At 68.7% G+C, this 13946-nt stretch carries 15 protein-coding genes; 2 read left to right on the forward strand and 13 right to left on the reverse strand.

The features are described 5' to 3' along the window. The 13 genes from P8934_RS17775 to P8934_RS17835 all read right to left on the reverse strand — a co-directional run bounded on the left by P8934_RS17775 (nt 1) and on the right by P8934_RS17835 (nt 12009). Nucleotides 1–1179 (reverse strand): amino acid ABC transporter permease, encoded by a 1179-nt coding sequence (locus tag P8934_RS17775; protein WP_278032180.1) that lies wholly within the window; start codon nt 1177–1179, stop codon nt 1–3. An 81-nt stretch (nt 1180–1260) separates the two neighbouring features. Continuing rightward, the gene (locus P8934_RS17780; RefSeq protein ID WP_278032181.1) at nt 1261–2289 is read right to left on the reverse strand and encodes an amino acid ABC transporter substrate-binding protein; all 1029 of its coding nucleotides are present in this window, start codon (nt 2287–2289) and stop codon (nt 1261–1263) included. Between the two features lie 129 nt (nt 2290–2418). Then, nucleotides 2419–2736 (reverse strand): carboxymuconolactone decarboxylase family protein, encoded by a 318-nt coding sequence (locus P8934_RS17785; protein ID WP_278032182.1) that lies wholly within the window; start codon nt 2734–2736, stop codon nt 2419–2421. Nucleotides 2737–2798: 62 nt separating this feature from the next. Next, complete coding sequence (locus P8934_RS17790; protein ID WP_278034059.1) at nt 2799–3185, reverse strand: SirB2 family protein; 387 nt, start codon at nt 3183–3185, stop codon at nt 2799–2801. 24 nt (nt 3186–3209) lie between these two features. Continuing rightward, nucleotides 3210–4424 (reverse strand): NnrS family protein, encoded by a 1215-nt coding sequence (locus P8934_RS17795; RefSeq protein WP_278032183.1) that lies wholly within the window; start codon nt 4422–4424, stop codon nt 3210–3212. 95 nt (nt 4425–4519) lie between these two features. Continuing rightward, nucleotides 4520–6103 (reverse strand): nitrite reductase, encoded by a 1584-nt coding sequence (locus P8934_RS17800; protein ID WP_278032184.1) that lies wholly within the window; start codon nt 6101–6103, stop codon nt 4520–4522. Further along, on the reverse strand, nt 6100–6948 hold the full coding sequence (cobA, locus tag P8934_RS17805; protein WP_278032185.1) for a uroporphyrinogen-III C-methyltransferase: 849 nt from the start codon (nt 6946–6948) through the stop codon (nt 6100–6102). Before cobA ends, P8934_RS17800 begins: the two co-directional genes overlap by 4 nt. Before the next feature lie 19 nt (nt 6949–6967). Beyond that, entirely contained in the window at nt 6968–8170 is a 1203-nt protein-coding gene (gene nirJ / locus P8934_RS17810; protein ID WP_278032186.1) for a heme d1 biosynthesis radical SAM protein NirJ, read from the reverse strand. An 18-nt stretch (nt 8171–8188) separates the two neighbouring features. Then, nucleotides 8189–8761, reverse strand: coding sequence for an Lrp/AsnC family transcriptional regulator (locus P8934_RS17815; protein WP_278032187.1), 573 nt, complete (start codon nt 8759–8761; stop codon nt 8189–8191). Further along, entirely contained in the window at nt 8736–9194 is a 459-nt protein-coding gene (locus P8934_RS17820) for an AsnC family transcriptional regulator (RefSeq protein WP_278032188.1), read from the reverse strand. Before P8934_RS17820 ends, P8934_RS17815 begins: the two co-directional genes overlap by 26 nt. Next, entirely contained in the window at nt 9191–9724 is a 534-nt protein-coding gene (locus P8934_RS17825) for an AsnC family protein (protein WP_278032189.1), read from the reverse strand. Before P8934_RS17825 ends, P8934_RS17820 begins: the two co-directional genes overlap by 4 nt. Beyond that, entirely contained in the window at nt 9721–10221 is a 501-nt protein-coding gene (locus tag P8934_RS17830; protein WP_278032190.1) for an AsnC family transcriptional regulator, read from the reverse strand. The genes P8934_RS17825 and P8934_RS17830 overlap by 4 nt, the downstream gene beginning before the upstream one ends. Before the next feature lie 57 nt (nt 10222–10278). Then, nucleotides 10279–12009: a nitrite reductase gene (locus P8934_RS17835; protein ID WP_278032191.1), complete on the reverse strand. Its 1731-nt coding sequence runs from the start codon at nt 12007–12009 to the stop codon at nt 10279–10281. Nucleotides 12010–12365: 356 nt separating this feature from the next. Here P8934_RS17835 and P8934_RS17840 point away from each other — a divergent pair, with 356 nt between their 5' ends. Continuing rightward, on the forward strand, nt 12366–12701 hold the full coding sequence (locus P8934_RS17840; RefSeq protein ID WP_278032192.1) for a cytochrome c: 336 nt from the start codon (nt 12366–12368) through the stop codon (nt 12699–12701). A gap of 7 nt (nt 12702–12708) precedes the next feature. Continuing rightward, entirely contained in the window at nt 12709–13917 is a 1209-nt protein-coding gene (locus P8934_RS17845) for a cytochrome D1 domain-containing protein (RefSeq protein WP_278032193.1), read from the forward strand. Nucleotides 13918–13946: the final 29 nt, after the last annotated feature.

The raw sequence follows: 13946 nt of genomic DNA on the forward strand, positions 1-13946 counted from the left end.
TCACCGCTCCTTGAGCAGGGTGCGCGCGTTGTAGAGGTTCATCAGCGCGGACACCACCAGGTTGATCAGCAGGTAGACGGCCATGGTCATGGCGACGATCTCGATGGCCTGCCCGGTCTGGTTCAGCGCCGTGCCGGAGAACACCGCCACCAGGTCCGGGTAGCCGATCGCCGTGGCCAGCGAAGAGTTCTTGATCAGGTTGAGGTGCTGGCTGGTCAGCTGCGGCACGATCACCCGCATCGCCTGGGGAATCACCACCTTGCGCAGGATGATGCCGGCGGGCAGGCTCAGCGCCTTGGCCGCCTCCACCTGCCCCTGGGGCACCGACTGGATGCCCGAGCGCACGATCTCGGCGATGAAGGAGGCGGTGTAGATGGAGAGCGCCAGCCACAGGGCCATCAGTTCGGGAAGCACCGTCACGCCGCCCTGGAAGTTGAACCCCTTGAGCGCCGGGATGGACCACGCGAGGGGCATGCCGGTGGCCAGGAAGGTGGCGAGCGGCAGGCCGACCAGCAGCAGGGCGCCCAGCCTGAACACCGGCAGCGGCCGACCGGTTTCTGCCTGGCGGCGCCTCGCGAAGCGCACCAGCCACCAGGTGGCGACCACCGCCACCAGCAGCGCCCAGGGGGTGGCGGCGAAGCCGGCCAGCGGCTGGGGGTCGGGCAGCACCACGCCGCGCACGTTGAGGAAGACCACCTCGAACAGCGAGTGGCTGTTGCGCGGGCTGGGCAGGGCCTGCAGCACGGCGAAGTACCAGAACAGGATCTGCACCAGCAGCGGGATGTTGCGGAAGATCTCCACGTAGGCGCTGGCCAGCCGGGCCAGCAGCCAGTTGGGCGACAGCCGGGCGATGCCCACGGCGAAGCCGATCAGGGTCGCCGCCACGATGCCCATGGCGGAGACCAGCAGGGTATTGAGCAGCCCCACCACGAAGGTGCGGGCATAGGTGCTGTCGCCGGAGTACTCGATCAGCGTCTGGGGAATGGAGAAGCCGGCACGGTCCTGGAGGAAGCCGAAGCCGGTGGTGATGCCCCGGGCCTCGAGGTTGGCCAGGGTGTTGGACACCACCATGGCGATGAACGCCCCCAGCGCCAGCAGCAGGATGCCCTGCACCAGCAGGGCGCGGAAGGTGGGGTCACGCCACAGTGGCCCCCGCTCCCGTGAGGAAGAACGCAGCATAACGAGCCTCGCAGACGTACCCGAAACGGCACCACGCATGTCGCCATGCGTGGTGCCCGGTCATTGGACGTTCAGGATGGGTCAGCGGACCGGCGGTGCGTAGAGGATGCCGCCCTCGTTCCACAGCGCGTTCACGCCACGGCTGATCTGCATGGGGGAGTCCTCGCCCACGGTACTGGCGAACACCTCGCCGTAGTTGCCGACGTGGCTGATCAGGTTGTAGGCCCAGTCGTTCTCGAGGCCCAGCTGCTCGCCGTAGTCGCCATCCACGCCCAGCAGGCGGGCCACCTGGGGATTGGGCGGGTCGGCCTGCATGTCGTCGACGTTGTCGCTGTTCACCCCGAGCTCCTCGGCATTGACCATGGCGAAGATCGACCACTGGACGATGTCCAGCCACTGGTCATCGCCCTGGCGCACCACGGGCCCGAGCGGCTCCTTGGAGATCAGCGTCTCGAGGATCTCGACGCTGTCCGGCTCCGGCAGCTGCAGGCGCAGGGCGCTGAGCTGGGAGGTGTCGGAGGTCAGGATGTCGCAGCGGCCACTGGCGAAGCCCTGGGCGGTCTGGTCGGGGGTGTCGAAGGTGACGGTCTGGATCTCGATGCCGCGGGAGGGGAAGTAGTCGGCCAGGTTGAGCTCATGGGTGGTGCCGGACTGGATGCAGATCGAGGCGCCGTCGAACTCGTCCGGGCTCTCGACGCCCAGGTCCTTGGCCACCATGAAGCCCTGGCCATCGTAGAAGGTGGTGGCGGTGAAGTTCAGGCCCAGCGAGTTGTCGCGGGTCGCGGTCCAGGTGGTGTTTCGCGAGAGGACGTCGATCTCGCCGGACTGCAGGGCGGTGAAGCGCTCCTTGGCGGTCAACGGCGTGAAGGAGACCGCCTCGGGATCATCGAAGATGGCGGCGGCGATACCGCGGCAGGTCTCCACGTCGAGCCCTTGCCAGGTGCCATCCTGATCGGGCGAGGAGAAGCCCGAGAGGCCGACGTTGACGCCACAGCGCAGCTCGCCCCGCTCCTGCACCTCGTCCAGGGTGGCCGCCGAGGCGGACGAGACCATGCCGACGCAGAGGGCAGCGGCGGAAAGGGAGAGCAGTGTCTTGTTGTTGTACCGCATATGGAAAGACTCCAGGGTCTGATATGTCGAGTGTTGCTGATGCAGCAGACTCGAAACTAGCAGACCCCGGAGCCTCGTCGCCAGCCGGCGATTAAACGCTTGTCCCAGCGGCCTGGGGGGCCGCCGGGGTCAGGAGTCGGTGATGTCCTCTATCCAGGTCAGGGCCGCGACGCCGCTGGGCAGGCCCAGGGTGGGGATGGCCAGCATGGCCACCTGCTTGAGGGCCGCGGCGGATTCGCCCTCCTCCAGGCCGCGACGCACATGGGAGTGCACGGCACCCTCGGAACGCGCGCCCACGGCCAGCGCCAGCTTGACCAGGCGCCGCGTGTGCGCGTCCAGCGGGCCGGACTCGGCACAGGCCCGGCCCAGCTCGGAATAGGCCTCCCAGATCTCGGGATATTGCTCGGCCACCTGGCCGGCGCCGGCGGGAAGTTCCTGTTTCGACATGAGATCGTCCTTCTGAAGAAGAGTGGCCGGGACAGTATAGGCCAGCACGGCCGCTCCCTGCGTCACGCCAGCCAGGAGAGCGGGCTGTGGCGGATCGCCGCGCCAAGCATGTAGGCGAAGGTGGCCACCGCGGCCAGGGCGGCGACGGCCCTCGTCCGAGGCGTACGGCCACGCTTGATCGCCACCGTGCCCAGGCCGATGTAGGCCAGCAGGGCGATCAGCTTGGCCGCCAGCCAGGGGTGCTGGTGGGGCCACAGCGAGAGCATCACCATCAGCACCACGCCCAGCACCAGCAGGGTGGTATCGATAAGGTGGGGCGCCACCCTCACCCAGCGCGCCTTGAGGACCGCCGCCTCGCGCACCGACCACCAGGCCCTCAGCATGAAGAAGAGGATGCTCAGGGTGGCGGCGGTGACATGCAGGTGCTTGATCAGCACATAGTGTTCGATCATGGTGCGCTCCCCAGGCCGCGGCTAACCGTCCTTGCCGTCGGCCCGGGCCGACAGCAGCGGCCCCGTATAGTGGACGAGGAAGATGCCGTAGGCCAGGCACCAGAAGATGATGCCCAGGTTGTAGGTCCAGTGGGTGATCTGCGGAAAGAGCGCCAGCACCGGCGAGCGCAGCAGGGCCGCGGCCACCATCAGGCCCAGGGCCACCCCGATGCCCGGCAGGGTACGGATGGGACGCGCCGTATGGCCCAGCGAGACCCGCGACATCATTGCCAGCATCATGGTGCCCATGCCACCGATGGTCAGGGCGTGTACCGCCAGCTCGGCCCGGAAGGTCCCCAGCACCGCCAGGGCCCACATCGCCAGGCCCACGGGGATGAAGGCGTAGCTCAGGTGCAGTCCCCACAGTAACGGTTCGCGCCAGCTGTAAAGGCCCCCCCAGCGCGACAGCCGCACGGCGTTGGCCAGGGCGGCCAGGCCCATCAGGGCCGCCAGCAGGACGCCAGGGATCGCCACGCCGAGCATCACCAGCAGCTGGCCCAGCACCACCGCCATCACGCTGCCCAGGCTCAGGGTCTCCAGGGCCGGGATCGGCGGCCGGCGGGTCAGCCCCAGGCGGTTGGCGGTGAACATGGCGATCACCCGGCCGCCCACCACCACCATCAGCAGGGTGACCAGCAGCACCGCCAGGTAGGCGGCCTGGCGGATCAGCTCGGCGTCGCCGGTCAATACCCCCAGGTGCATGGCCAGGTTGGCCAGGACCAGCAGCGCCAGGGCCGGCAGGAAGACCAGGTTGCGCCAGCGCTTCGCGGCAATCACCAGCCGGGCCATGACCCCCGCCACCACCGGCAGGAACGCCAGGTCGACCAGCACTGGCAGCCAGGCCGGCAGGCCCAGGGGAAAGGCCATCAGCAGCCGCCCGGCCAGCCAGACCCCGACCAGGGCCAGCAGGGGGCCACCCTTGAGGCTGGGCAGGCCGGTCCAGTTCTGCACCGCAGTGAGCAGGAAGCCCGCCACCACCGCGGCGGCGAAGCCGAACAGCATCTCGTGCTGGTGCCAGAACATCAGGCCACCGACGGGACGCAGCAGGATGTCACCGTGCCAGAAGGCGAACCACACCCCCATCGAGAGCACGCTGAACAGCGCCGCCAGCAGGAAGAAGGGCCGGAAGGCCAGGCGCGCCACCGGCAGGCGCGACAGCGTGGAGGAGCGGACGGATGAGGAGGAGGTCGATTGCATGGCGCATACCCGACTGAAACGCTTGGTTATGGCCATTGTGCCCCACTCCCGGCGCGCCTTCCATGACAGGTATCAAGAATACTTCTTATGACCCCTCAGTGGCTGGTGCCTTCCTCATAGCGCGTCTTGTTCCAGACGTTGTACTTGCCCGAGGGCTTGCTCATGGGAATGCGCTTCTCCTCCTCCAGGGTATCGCCGTCATAGACGATCACCGCGCCGTCCTGCTCCCAGAGGCTGAGCAGCAGCTTCTCGCCATAGCGGTCGAACTCCACGTGGGCGGCGGTCTTGCCGGGCTCGGGGATCAGCGTCTCGACGATCTCCAGGCTCGCCTTGTCGATGACGTGGACCCGGTCACGGTTGGGGCCGAAGAAGACGTCCACCCAGACGTAGGGGGAGTTGGCGTGGCTGCGCATGAAGAAGCCGGGGCCATCGGTCTCGAGGGTCTTGATCACCGTCCAGTCGGTCATGTCGATGATCGAGACCGCCGCCCGGGTGAGGTGGGGGGTCGCCATCACGCGGCGCCCCTCGTGTTCCCAGGTGATGCCCGAGCCCAGGTGGGGCATCCCCTCCAGGGGCAGGTCGGCCACCTTCTCGCCGCTGTCCAGGTTCACCACCATGCCGCCCTGGCCATCGCCCTTCCCACCTCGGGAGGCGCCGATGACGTGGTCGTAGTCGAGGTCGAAGAAGAAGTCGTCCAGGTAGTCGGGCACCGGGATCCGCCGCACCTGGAAGTTGGGCGTGTCATGCCCGCGGCGCTGCTCGAGCGGCGTGGCCATATGGCCGGTAGAGACCACCGGCTCGGTGGGCAGCGGCCAGGGGATCTCCCATACCTCCTGCAGGTCCTTGAGCGCGGCGATGAAGCTGCCTCGCGGCGGCGCGGCATAGACGGCGCTGACCCGGGAGCTCTCGCCGTCCTCGCCTACCACCGGATAGACCTTCATCAGGTCGAGATTGTGGGCGTCGAAGAGCACCAGGCTGTGGGGCAGGTAGTTGGCGGCCATCACGTAGCGGCCGTCGGCGGAGACGGCGATGTTGCGCATGTTGATGCCGGCGCGAACCTCGGCCACCACCTCCATATTGTAGATGTCGTACTTGGTGATCCAGCCGTCCCGGGAGCCGAAGAAGACATGGCGCCCGTCGGGGGTGTACTTGGGCCCACCATGCAGGGCGTAGCGGGTCTCGAAGCGGTGGATCGGCTCGAAGGTGTCACCGTCCAGCAGGCTGGCGTGGTGGTCGCCGGTCTCCACCACGATGAAGAGGTTGAGCGGGTCGGCGTCGAAGAGCGGCTCGTCCGGCAGCGTTCCGTCCGGATGAGTGACCTCGTGGCTGGCGAGGATCTCGTCGCTCCCCCAGGTGGGCTCGACCTCGGGCTCACGGTAGATCCACTCGGCCAGGGAGGCGATCTGATCGTCATCGAGCTGCTCGCCGAAGCCCGGCATCTGGCTGGCCGCTCGCCCGTCGCGGATCACCGCCTCGGCGGCGGCAGGCTTGAGCCGCGAGAGGTTGCCCGGCAGCAGCGCCGGGCCGATGCCGCCCAGGCGATCCTCGCCATGGCAGGAGGCACAAAAGGCCTGGTAGAGCGCAGGGGTGTCGTCGGCACCGGCCGGCACCATGGCCGTGACCATCACCGCCGCCGCCAGGGCCTGCAGGGACATCCGGAGGGAAGCGACGCGTTTCACAGGGCAATCCGCTCCCGCACCAGTTCCAGGGTCTCGCCCTCGGCGAAGGTCGCCTCCCTGGGGGCCGGCTGGGCCAGGGTGTCGGCCAGGCGCACCACCTCGCCCACCACGATCAGGGTGGGTGGTTTCAGTCCCTCCCGGGCGATGGTCTCGACCAGCTCGCCCAGGCTCGTGATCACCTGGCGCTGCTCGGGGGTGGTGCCCCGCTCCACCAGGGCCACCGGATGGTCCGCGGGCAGGCCGTGATCCTGCAGCTGCCGGCTGATCAGCTCGGCGTTGGCCAGGCCCATGTAGAAGACCGCCGTATGATGCGGTACCGCCAGAGAGGTCCAGTCCAGGGCCAGGTCGCCGTCGCCCTTGCAGTGGCCGGTGACGAAGGTGACGCTCTGGGCATGGTCGCGATGGGTCAGCGGGAAACCGCCATAGGCGGCACAGCCCTGGGCGGAGGTGATCCCCGGCACCACCCGGAAATGGATGCCGTGCGCGATCAGCACCTCGGCCTCCTCGCCCCCCCGGCCGAAGATGTAGGGGTCGCCGCCCTTGAGCCGCACGACCCGCTTGCCCTCCCTGGCCAGGCGCACCAGTAGGGCGTTGGTCTCGTCCTGGGTCAGGGCATGGCAGCGCGAGGCCTTGCCCACGTAGAAACGCCGGGCGCGGGGGCTCGCCAGGGCCAGCACCTCGCGGGAGACCAGGCGGTCGAAGACCAGGCAGTCGGCCTGCTCGAGCAGCGACAGGGCGCGCAGGGTCAGAAGCCCCGGGTCGCCGGGCCCGGCACCGACGATGGCCACCTCGCCGGGCGCCAGGGGCGACTCGGCGAGGTCATAGGAAACGCGACGTGACGGCATGGCGGAATTCCTCGCAAGCCTACTGGATTTCGACGGCCTGGATGGCCTCATAGGGGGCAGAGATGCGGCGTTCACTTTCGTCGGCGACCCCGATCTCGGCGTTGGTCAGGTAGCAACCGGGATCCTCTTCCCAGGGGTCACCGGAGACCTTCCAGGCCCGCACCCGGGTATTGCCGTTACAGATCGGCAGGTAACGGCACTCGCCGCAGCGCCCCTTGAGCGGCCTCGGCCGCTGGCGGAAGCCGACCATCAGCGGGTCCCGGGTATCGCGCCAGATCTCGGAGAAGGGCCGCTCCCGGACGCTGCCCAGGTCGTGGTCCCACCAGAAGGTATCCGGGTGGACGTGGCCCAGGTTGTCGATGTTGGCGATATGCTCGCCGGAGGCGTTGCCGCCCCAGTTGAGCAGGCGCTGCTCCAGGGCCTCGGCCTGCTCGGGGAAGTGCTCCCGGGCCCACATCAGCAGGAAGGGGCCGTCGGCGTCGTTGTTGCCGGTGACGTACTCGCGCTCCACCCCGCGCTCGAGTTCGTCACGGCAGTGATCGAAGAGCCGGGTCATGGCGTCGCGGGTCATGCGGTACCAGGCGTCCTGCTTGCTGTGGCGCCGGCCACGGCCGCCGTAGTTGAGGTGCGAGAGGTAGAACTTGTCGACGTCGTGCTCCTCGAGCAGCGCCAGGATGTCGCCGAGCTGCTCGTAGTTCTCGCGGGTCAGGGTGAAGCGCAGCCCCACCTTGATGCCGCGCGCCTTGCACAGCTTCACCGCGTGCATGGACTCGCGGAAGGCGCCCTTGCGCTGGCGGATGACGTCATGGGTCTCCTCGAGGCCATCGATGCTGATGCCCACGTAGTCGTAGCCGACCTCGGCGATCTCATCGATGTTCTCCTCGGTGATCAGGGTGCCGTTGGTGGAGAGCCCGGTGTAGATGCCGAGCGCCCGGGCACGGTGGGAGAGCTCGAAGATGTCGGGGCGCATCAGCGGCTCGCCGCCGGAGAGGATCAGCGCCGGCACCCGGAAGGCGGCGAGGTCGTTGAGGACGGCGTGGGCCTCGGCGGTGGAGAGCTCGCCGGCGAAGTCGATGTCGGCCGAGGTGGTGTAGCAGTGCTTGCAGGTCAGGTTGCAGCGGCGGATCAGGTTCCAGATCACCACCGGGCCAGGCGGCTTGCGGGCCGGCGGCACCGGGGCCGGTTCCATCAGGCTCTTGATATAGCGGGTGACGCGGAACATGGCGTTCTCCTGCCTTGGTTACGCTTGCCCGGCGCGGCGCGAGAGGCGCAGCCCGGTCTTCTTGAGGATGCGCGAGCTGTAGAGGATGCGATGGTCACGGCACGCCTCGCCCAGGCGCTCGCGCAACACCGCGGCCTGGTGCTCGACCTCCTCCCGGCTGCGGCCGTGGAGCATGGCGAAGAGGTTGTAGGGCCAGTGGGGCAGGTGCCGAGGGCGGCGATAGCAGTGGCTGACGCCCTCGATGGCGGCGACCTCGCGGCCCAGGCGCTCGACCTCGGCGTCGTCGACGTCCCACACCGTCATGCCGTTGGCCACGTAGCCGAGCCGGTAGTGGTTGGGCACCGCGGCGACCCGGCGGATCACCCCGCGTTCCTGCATGGCCTGCATGCGCTCGAGCACCGCCTCGCCGCTCAGGCCCACCTCACGGCCCACCGCGCCCCAGGGGTCGGGGACCAGCGGCAGGCCGGCCTGGGTGGCCAGCACGATGGCGCGATCGGCAGCGTCGAGTCCCCCGGCATCCGGCGGCGGGACTGCGTTCTCGTCGGCTTCGCGGCGCGGGGCCGGCCTAGACCGGCAGGTGGAGACGGACATGGAACTCCTCCTCCTTGGGCATGTTGTAGACCGGCAGGCCGGTGGCCGCCTCGATCTCGGCGAGGGTCGACGCGATCGCCTCAGCGGTCTCGGTGGCCAGCACGAACCACATGTTGAGCGCGTGCTCGCGGCGATAGTTATGGGCCACCTCGGGGAAGGCGTTGACGGCGTCACTGACCCGCTCATAGTCGGCCTCGGGCACCGCCAGCGCCGCCAGGGTCAGGCCACCGCCCAGCCGTTCGGCGTGGTACATGGGACCGAAGCGGCTCAGCACCCCGCCCTCGCGCAGGCGCTCCAGCCGATAGAGCAGGTCGCCCTCGGCGATGCCCAGCTCCGCGGCCACCGCCGCATAGGGGCGTGGCTCCAGGGGCAGGCCCTCCTGAAGGCGGTTGATCAGGCGACGATCGACGGCGTCGAGGTCCTCCAGGGTCATGCCGCCCCCTTCCGCACGTAGCGACCGCCGCACTGGCGGTAGGCGTGGGTGCTGAACAGCACCTGGTGCTCCAGCTCGCCCAGGTCCAGGCGCTCGACGATGGCGGCGAGTTCCCCCAGCACCCGCTCGCGGCGGGCGCCGTGGATCATGCAGAAGAGGTTGTAGGGCCAGTCGGGCAGGCGCCGCGGGCGGCGGTAGCAGAGCGTCACTGCGGTCTCCCGGGCGAGCCGGCGCCCGACCAGGGCGACCCGCTCGTCCGGCACGTCCCACACCACCATGGCATTGGCCTGGATCCCCAGGCGGCGGTGGCGCACCACCAGGCCGAGGCGCTTGATCATGCCGTCCGCCTGCCAGCGGCGCACGCAGGCCATCACCTCCTCCTCGGCCATGCCGGCCTGCTCGGCCAGGGCCTGCCAGGGCCGCGGGGTGAGCGGCAGCCCCTGCTCGAGCAGGGCGCGCAGGCGGCGGTGGGCATCCGGCTCGCCGGGCGCGCGGGCGGTATCGAGGGACAGCGGGGTCGCGGTGCTCATGTGCGCTCCAGTTCGGCCCAAGGAATGGGGAAGGAGAGGTCGATATGGAAGCCCTCCAGCATCGGCAGGCGCAGGACCGGCACGCCCAGGCGTATCTCCAGGGCCTCGAGCCGCGCCTCGAGCTCGGGCTCGTCCGGCGCGGTCATCACGAACCAGAGGTTGTAGTCGTGTTCACGGGCATAGTTGTGGTTGACGCCGGGGGCGGCGTTGATGAGCTCTGCGAAGGCATCGCGCTCGGCCTCGGGCACGGCCACGGCGGCGAGCAGGCTGGCGCCGGCCCGGGCGTGGTCGAAGACCGGCCCCACCCGGCTCAGCACGCCCTGGGCCTGCAGGCGTTCCAGGCGTGAGATCACCTCGGCCTCCGAGGTGCCCAGGCGTTCGGCCACGGCGTGGAAGGGGCGGGTGCAGACCGGCAGGCCACGCTGGTAGCTGTCGATCAGGCGGCGATCCAGGGTATCGAGGTCTTGAACTTGGCAGTACGAGGCTTGGCAATGCATCGGCACAGCTCACTTGCGGCGGGTGGCGGCGGGCTTGCACCCGCCGCCGGTTCCCGATCAGTAGATGTCTTTCTGGGTGTTGATCACGTTGAACTTGCCGGTCGGGGTGACCAGCCGCTCGTCCTTGATCACGTGCTTCAGCTCGCGGGTCTCGTCATCCACGATCACCAGGGCGGAGGTCTCGTCCATGGTGTTCCAGACGGAGAACCACACCTCGTCACCGGCCTGGTTGTACTCCGGCTGCACCACGCGCTTGACGCCCTCGCCGACGTCGGCCCACTCGGCGATCGGCAGCACCTCGTAGCCGGCCTCCAGGTCGTTGACATCGAAGACCGCCACGCTCTGGCTGGGCCCCTCGCCCGGGTTGAGGGCGGTGTCGACGTAGAGGTTGTCGGACTCCGGGTGGGTCTTGATGAACAGCGAGCCGCCGCCCTGGCCCTCCAGGGTGCGCACCACCTGCCAGGCGTTGTCGGGGTGCCCCTCCGGGTCGGTGCCGATCAGCTGGATGGTGTTGTCGCCCAGGTGGCTGGTGGCCCACACCGGCCCGAACTCGGGGTCGACGAAGTTGGCGCCGCGGCCCGGGTGCGGGATCTTGCCCACGTCGACGATGGCCTCGAGCTCACGCTCCTGGGCATCGATCACCACGATCTGGTTGGACTCGTTGGCTGCGGTGAGGAAGTAGCGGCCCGAGGCGTCCCAGCCACCGTCGTGCAGGAAGCGCGAGGTATCGATCTCGACGGTGGCGAGAGCGTCCAGGTTCTCGTAGTTCACCAGCTGGACCTTGCCGGTCTCCTTGACGTTGACGATGAACTCGGGGTGCTGGTGGGAGGCGACGATGGCCGCCACGCGGGGCTCGGGGTGGTACTCCTGGGTGTCCACGGTCATGCCGCGGGTGCTGACGATCTTCTTCGGCTCCAGGGTCTCGCCGTCCATGATCACGTACTGCGGCGGCCAGTAGGCGCCGGCGATCGCCAGGTCGTCCTCGTAGCCCTCGAACTTGGAGGTCTCGACGGAGCGTGCCTCCATGCCGATCTTGATGGTGGCGACGATGCTCGGGTCTTCCATCCACAGGTCGATCATGTCCACCTTGGCGTCGCGGCCGATGACGAACAGGTAGCGGCCGGAGGCAGACATGCGCGAGATGTGCACCGCATAGCCGGTGTCGAGGATCTTGACGATCTCCTTGGACGCACCGTCGATCAGCGCGATCTGGCCGGCGTCACGCAGGGTGACCGAGAACAGGTTCTCGATGTCCAGGTCGTTCATCTGCTCGGTGGGGCGGTCCTCCGGTGCGACCTTCACCTCCCAGGTCTCCATCATCTCCGGCATGCCGAACTCCGGCGGCACCGGCGGCTCGTGCATGACGTACTTGGCCATCAGCTCGACCTCGTCATCGGTGAGGTCGCCGGAGGTGCCCCAGTTGGGCATGCCGGCCGCGGAGCCGTAGGTGATGAAGGCCTTGAGGTACTCCAGGCCGCGCTCCTGGGTGATGTCGGTGGTCAGCGGCTTGCCGGTGGCCCCCTTGCGCAGCACGCCATGGCAGCCGGCGCAGCGCTGGAAGTAGATCTCCTTGGCCTTCTCGAACTCGGCCTCGGTCAGGTCGGGGGCACCGGGGGTCCTCACCACCTTGGCGGCCTTCGGGTCCACGGCCGACGGCGCGCCCTGGTAGGCGCCCTTGGACTCGTCGACGTCCTTGTGGCCATCCTGCGCCTGGGCCGCACTGATCCCCAGGGCGACGGTGGTCACCGCCACCGCCAGGGGCTTGAGATACCAGTCTTTCTTCATCATCGTTCCACCTCTGTCATGATCCTTGAATGCGCTGTCGCCAGGTCATGGGCGAGTCATTGTTGTCGTTCGCCGGATGGCCACCCGGAGCTGTACGGCCGATGACCTTCCTGCGCCAGAGATTGGCCCATTAACGCGTATAATTCATGCATCTTTAACGGGTCCCGCACCGCTTTCCCCGGCAAGGTTGACCTGTGTCAAAGGGGCTTTGGCCTACCTCCAAAGAGACATTGCGAGCCCGGAGGGATCATGCTTCATGGGCCCTGCAGGGCGACGCTTTGACCCTTGTCAAGGCACGCCCGGCCGCCAGCGGTGACACTGCCACCAGCCACCACACCGGGCCCGCCCGAGGAGATGCCATGCCCCTTTCCGTCCCCCGCAGTCTGCTGCTGGCGCTGTGCTGGCTGCCGGTGGCCGCCCTGGCCGATGGCTCGCTCTCCGCTGAGCGGGAGCAGGAGCTCGAGACCCTGCTCTACCAGGACTGCGGCTCCTGCCACGGCATGACCCTGCGCGGCGGCCTCGGGCCGGCGCTGCCGGAGACACGCATGAACGCCTACAGCCGCGACGGCCTGGCCGCGCTGATCCTCAACGGGGTCGCCGGTACCGCCATGCCTGGCTGGGCCGGCCTGCTGACCGAGGAGGAGGCGCGCTGGCTCGCCGACCACCTGCAGAACGACAACCCCCTGGAAGAGTGACCCTGCCATGCCCTTGATGCCTGCCCCCCTTCGCAAGCCCCTCGCCGCCGTCTCGCTGCTTGCCCTGCTGGCCGGCTGCCAGGCCACCCCGAATACCGAGTTGCGCGGCACCGGCGACCTCGGCGTGGTGGTGGAGCGCGCCACCGGCAGCCTGGCGGTGGTGGACACCAGCGAACGGCGCATCCTCGAGCGAGTGGAGGGGCTGGGCGACCTGTCCCACGCCTCGGTGAAGTTCTCCCGCGATGCCCGCTACGCCTTCGTCTTCGGCCGCGACGGCGGGCTGAGCCGGGTCGACCTGCTCACCGGGGAGATCACCCACCGGGTGATGCAGTCCGGCAACAGCATCGGCGGCGCCATCTCCCAGGACGGCTCGCTGGTGGCAGTGGCCAACTACGAGCCGGGGGGCGTGAAGCTCTTCGACAGCGAGACCCTGGAGGAGGTAGCGGAGATTCCGGCGACCTACCGGGACGAGAACGGCCAGGAACAGCGCTCCAAGGTGGTGGGCCTGGTGGATGCCCCCGGCAACCGCTTCGTCTACAGCCTGTTCGAGGCCGGCGAGATTCACCTGGTGGACATGAGCGAGGGCGCCCCCGAGGTGACCCGCTTCAGCGATATCGGCGAGGCGCCCTACGATGCCCTGATCGGCCCCAACGGGCGCTACTACATCGCCGGGCTGTTCGGCGAGGACGGCCTGGCACTGCTCGACCTCTGGCATCCGGAGGCGGGGGTGCAGCGCATCCTGCCCGACTACGGCCGCGGCGAGGAGCGCCTGCCGGTCTACAAGATGCCCCACCTGGAGGGCTGGGCGATGGCCGGCGACGAGGCCTGGCTGCCGGCGGTAGGCCGCCACGAAGTGCTGCTCGCCGATAGCGACGACTGGTCGCTGGTCGACCGTATCCCGGTCCATGGCCAGCCGATCTTCGTGATGACCCGCCCCGACGAGCGCCAGGTATGGGTCAACTTCGCCCATCCCGACAACAATGTGGTGCAGGTGATCGACACCGAGTCCCGCGAGGTCGTCGCCACCCTGGCGCCCGGCGAGGCGGTGCTGCACATGGAGTTCACCCCCCGGGGCGAGCAGGTATGGATCTCAGCCCGGGACAGCGACCGGGTGGTGGTCTACGACACCCGCACCCTGGAGGAGGTCACCAGGCTCGAGAGCGAATCGCCCAGCGGCATCTTCTTTACCGACCGGGCGCACCGTATCGGGCTCTGAACCTGGCCGTGGAATGCCGCCATTGCGCT

It is taken from the genome of Halomonas sp. CKK8 (genome assembly GCF_029625235.1).
Taxonomy (GTDB): Bacteria; Pseudomonadota; Gammaproteobacteria; order Pseudomonadales; family Halomonadaceae; genus Halomonas; species Halomonas ventosae.

What these genes read in the sequence shown, in the direction of transcription:
- P8934_RS17825 (WP_278032189.1), bottom strand. Translation starts at nt 9,724, where the DNA reads ATGAGCACCGCGACCCCGCTGTCCCTCGATACCGCCCGCGCGCCCGGC.
- cobA (WP_278032185.1), bottom strand. Translation starts at nt 6,948, where the DNA reads ATGCCGTCACGTCGCGTTTCCTATGACCTCGCCGAGTCGCCCCTGGCG.
- P8934_RS17845 (WP_278032193.1), top strand. Translation starts at nt 12,709, where the DNA reads ATGCCCTTGATGCCTGCCCCCCTTCGCAAGCCCCTCGCCGCCGTCTCG.
- P8934_RS17775 (WP_278032180.1), bottom strand. Translation starts at nt 1,179, where the DNA reads ATGCTGCGTTCTTCCTCACGGGAGCGGGGGCCACTGTGGCGTGACCCC.
- P8934_RS17835 (WP_278032191.1), bottom strand. Translation starts at nt 12,009, where the DNA reads ATGATGAAGAAAGACTGGTATCTCAAGCCCCTGGCGGTGGCGGTGACC.
- P8934_RS17785 (WP_278032182.1), bottom strand. Translation starts at nt 2,736, where the DNA reads ATGTCGAAACAGGAACTTCCCGCCGGCGCCGGCCAGGTGGCCGAGCAA.
- P8934_RS17840 (WP_278032192.1), top strand. Translation starts at nt 12,366, where the DNA reads ATGCCCCTTTCCGTCCCCCGCAGTCTGCTGCTGGCGCTGTGCTGGCTG.
- P8934_RS17780 (WP_278032181.1), bottom strand. Translation starts at nt 2,289, where the DNA reads ATGCGGTACAACAACAAGACACTGCTCTCCCTTTCCGCCGCTGCCCTC.
- P8934_RS17795 (WP_278032183.1), bottom strand. Translation starts at nt 4,424, where the DNA reads ATGCAATCGACCTCCTCCTCATCCGTCCGCTCCTCCACGCTGTCGCGC.
- P8934_RS17815 (WP_278032187.1), bottom strand. Translation starts at nt 8,761, where the DNA reads ATGTCCGTCTCCACCTGCCGGTCTAGGCCGGCCCCGCGCCGCGAAGCC.
- nirJ (WP_278032186.1), bottom strand. Translation starts at nt 8,170, where the DNA reads ATGTTCCGCGTCACCCGCTATATCAAGAGCCTGATGGAACCGGCCCCG.
- P8934_RS17820 (WP_278032188.1), bottom strand. Translation starts at nt 9,194, where the DNA reads ATGACCCTGGAGGACCTCGACGCCGTCGATCGTCGCCTGATCAACCGC.
- P8934_RS17830 (WP_278032190.1), bottom strand. Translation starts at nt 10,221, where the DNA reads ATGCATTGCCAAGCCTCGTACTGCCAAGTTCAAGACCTCGATACCCTG.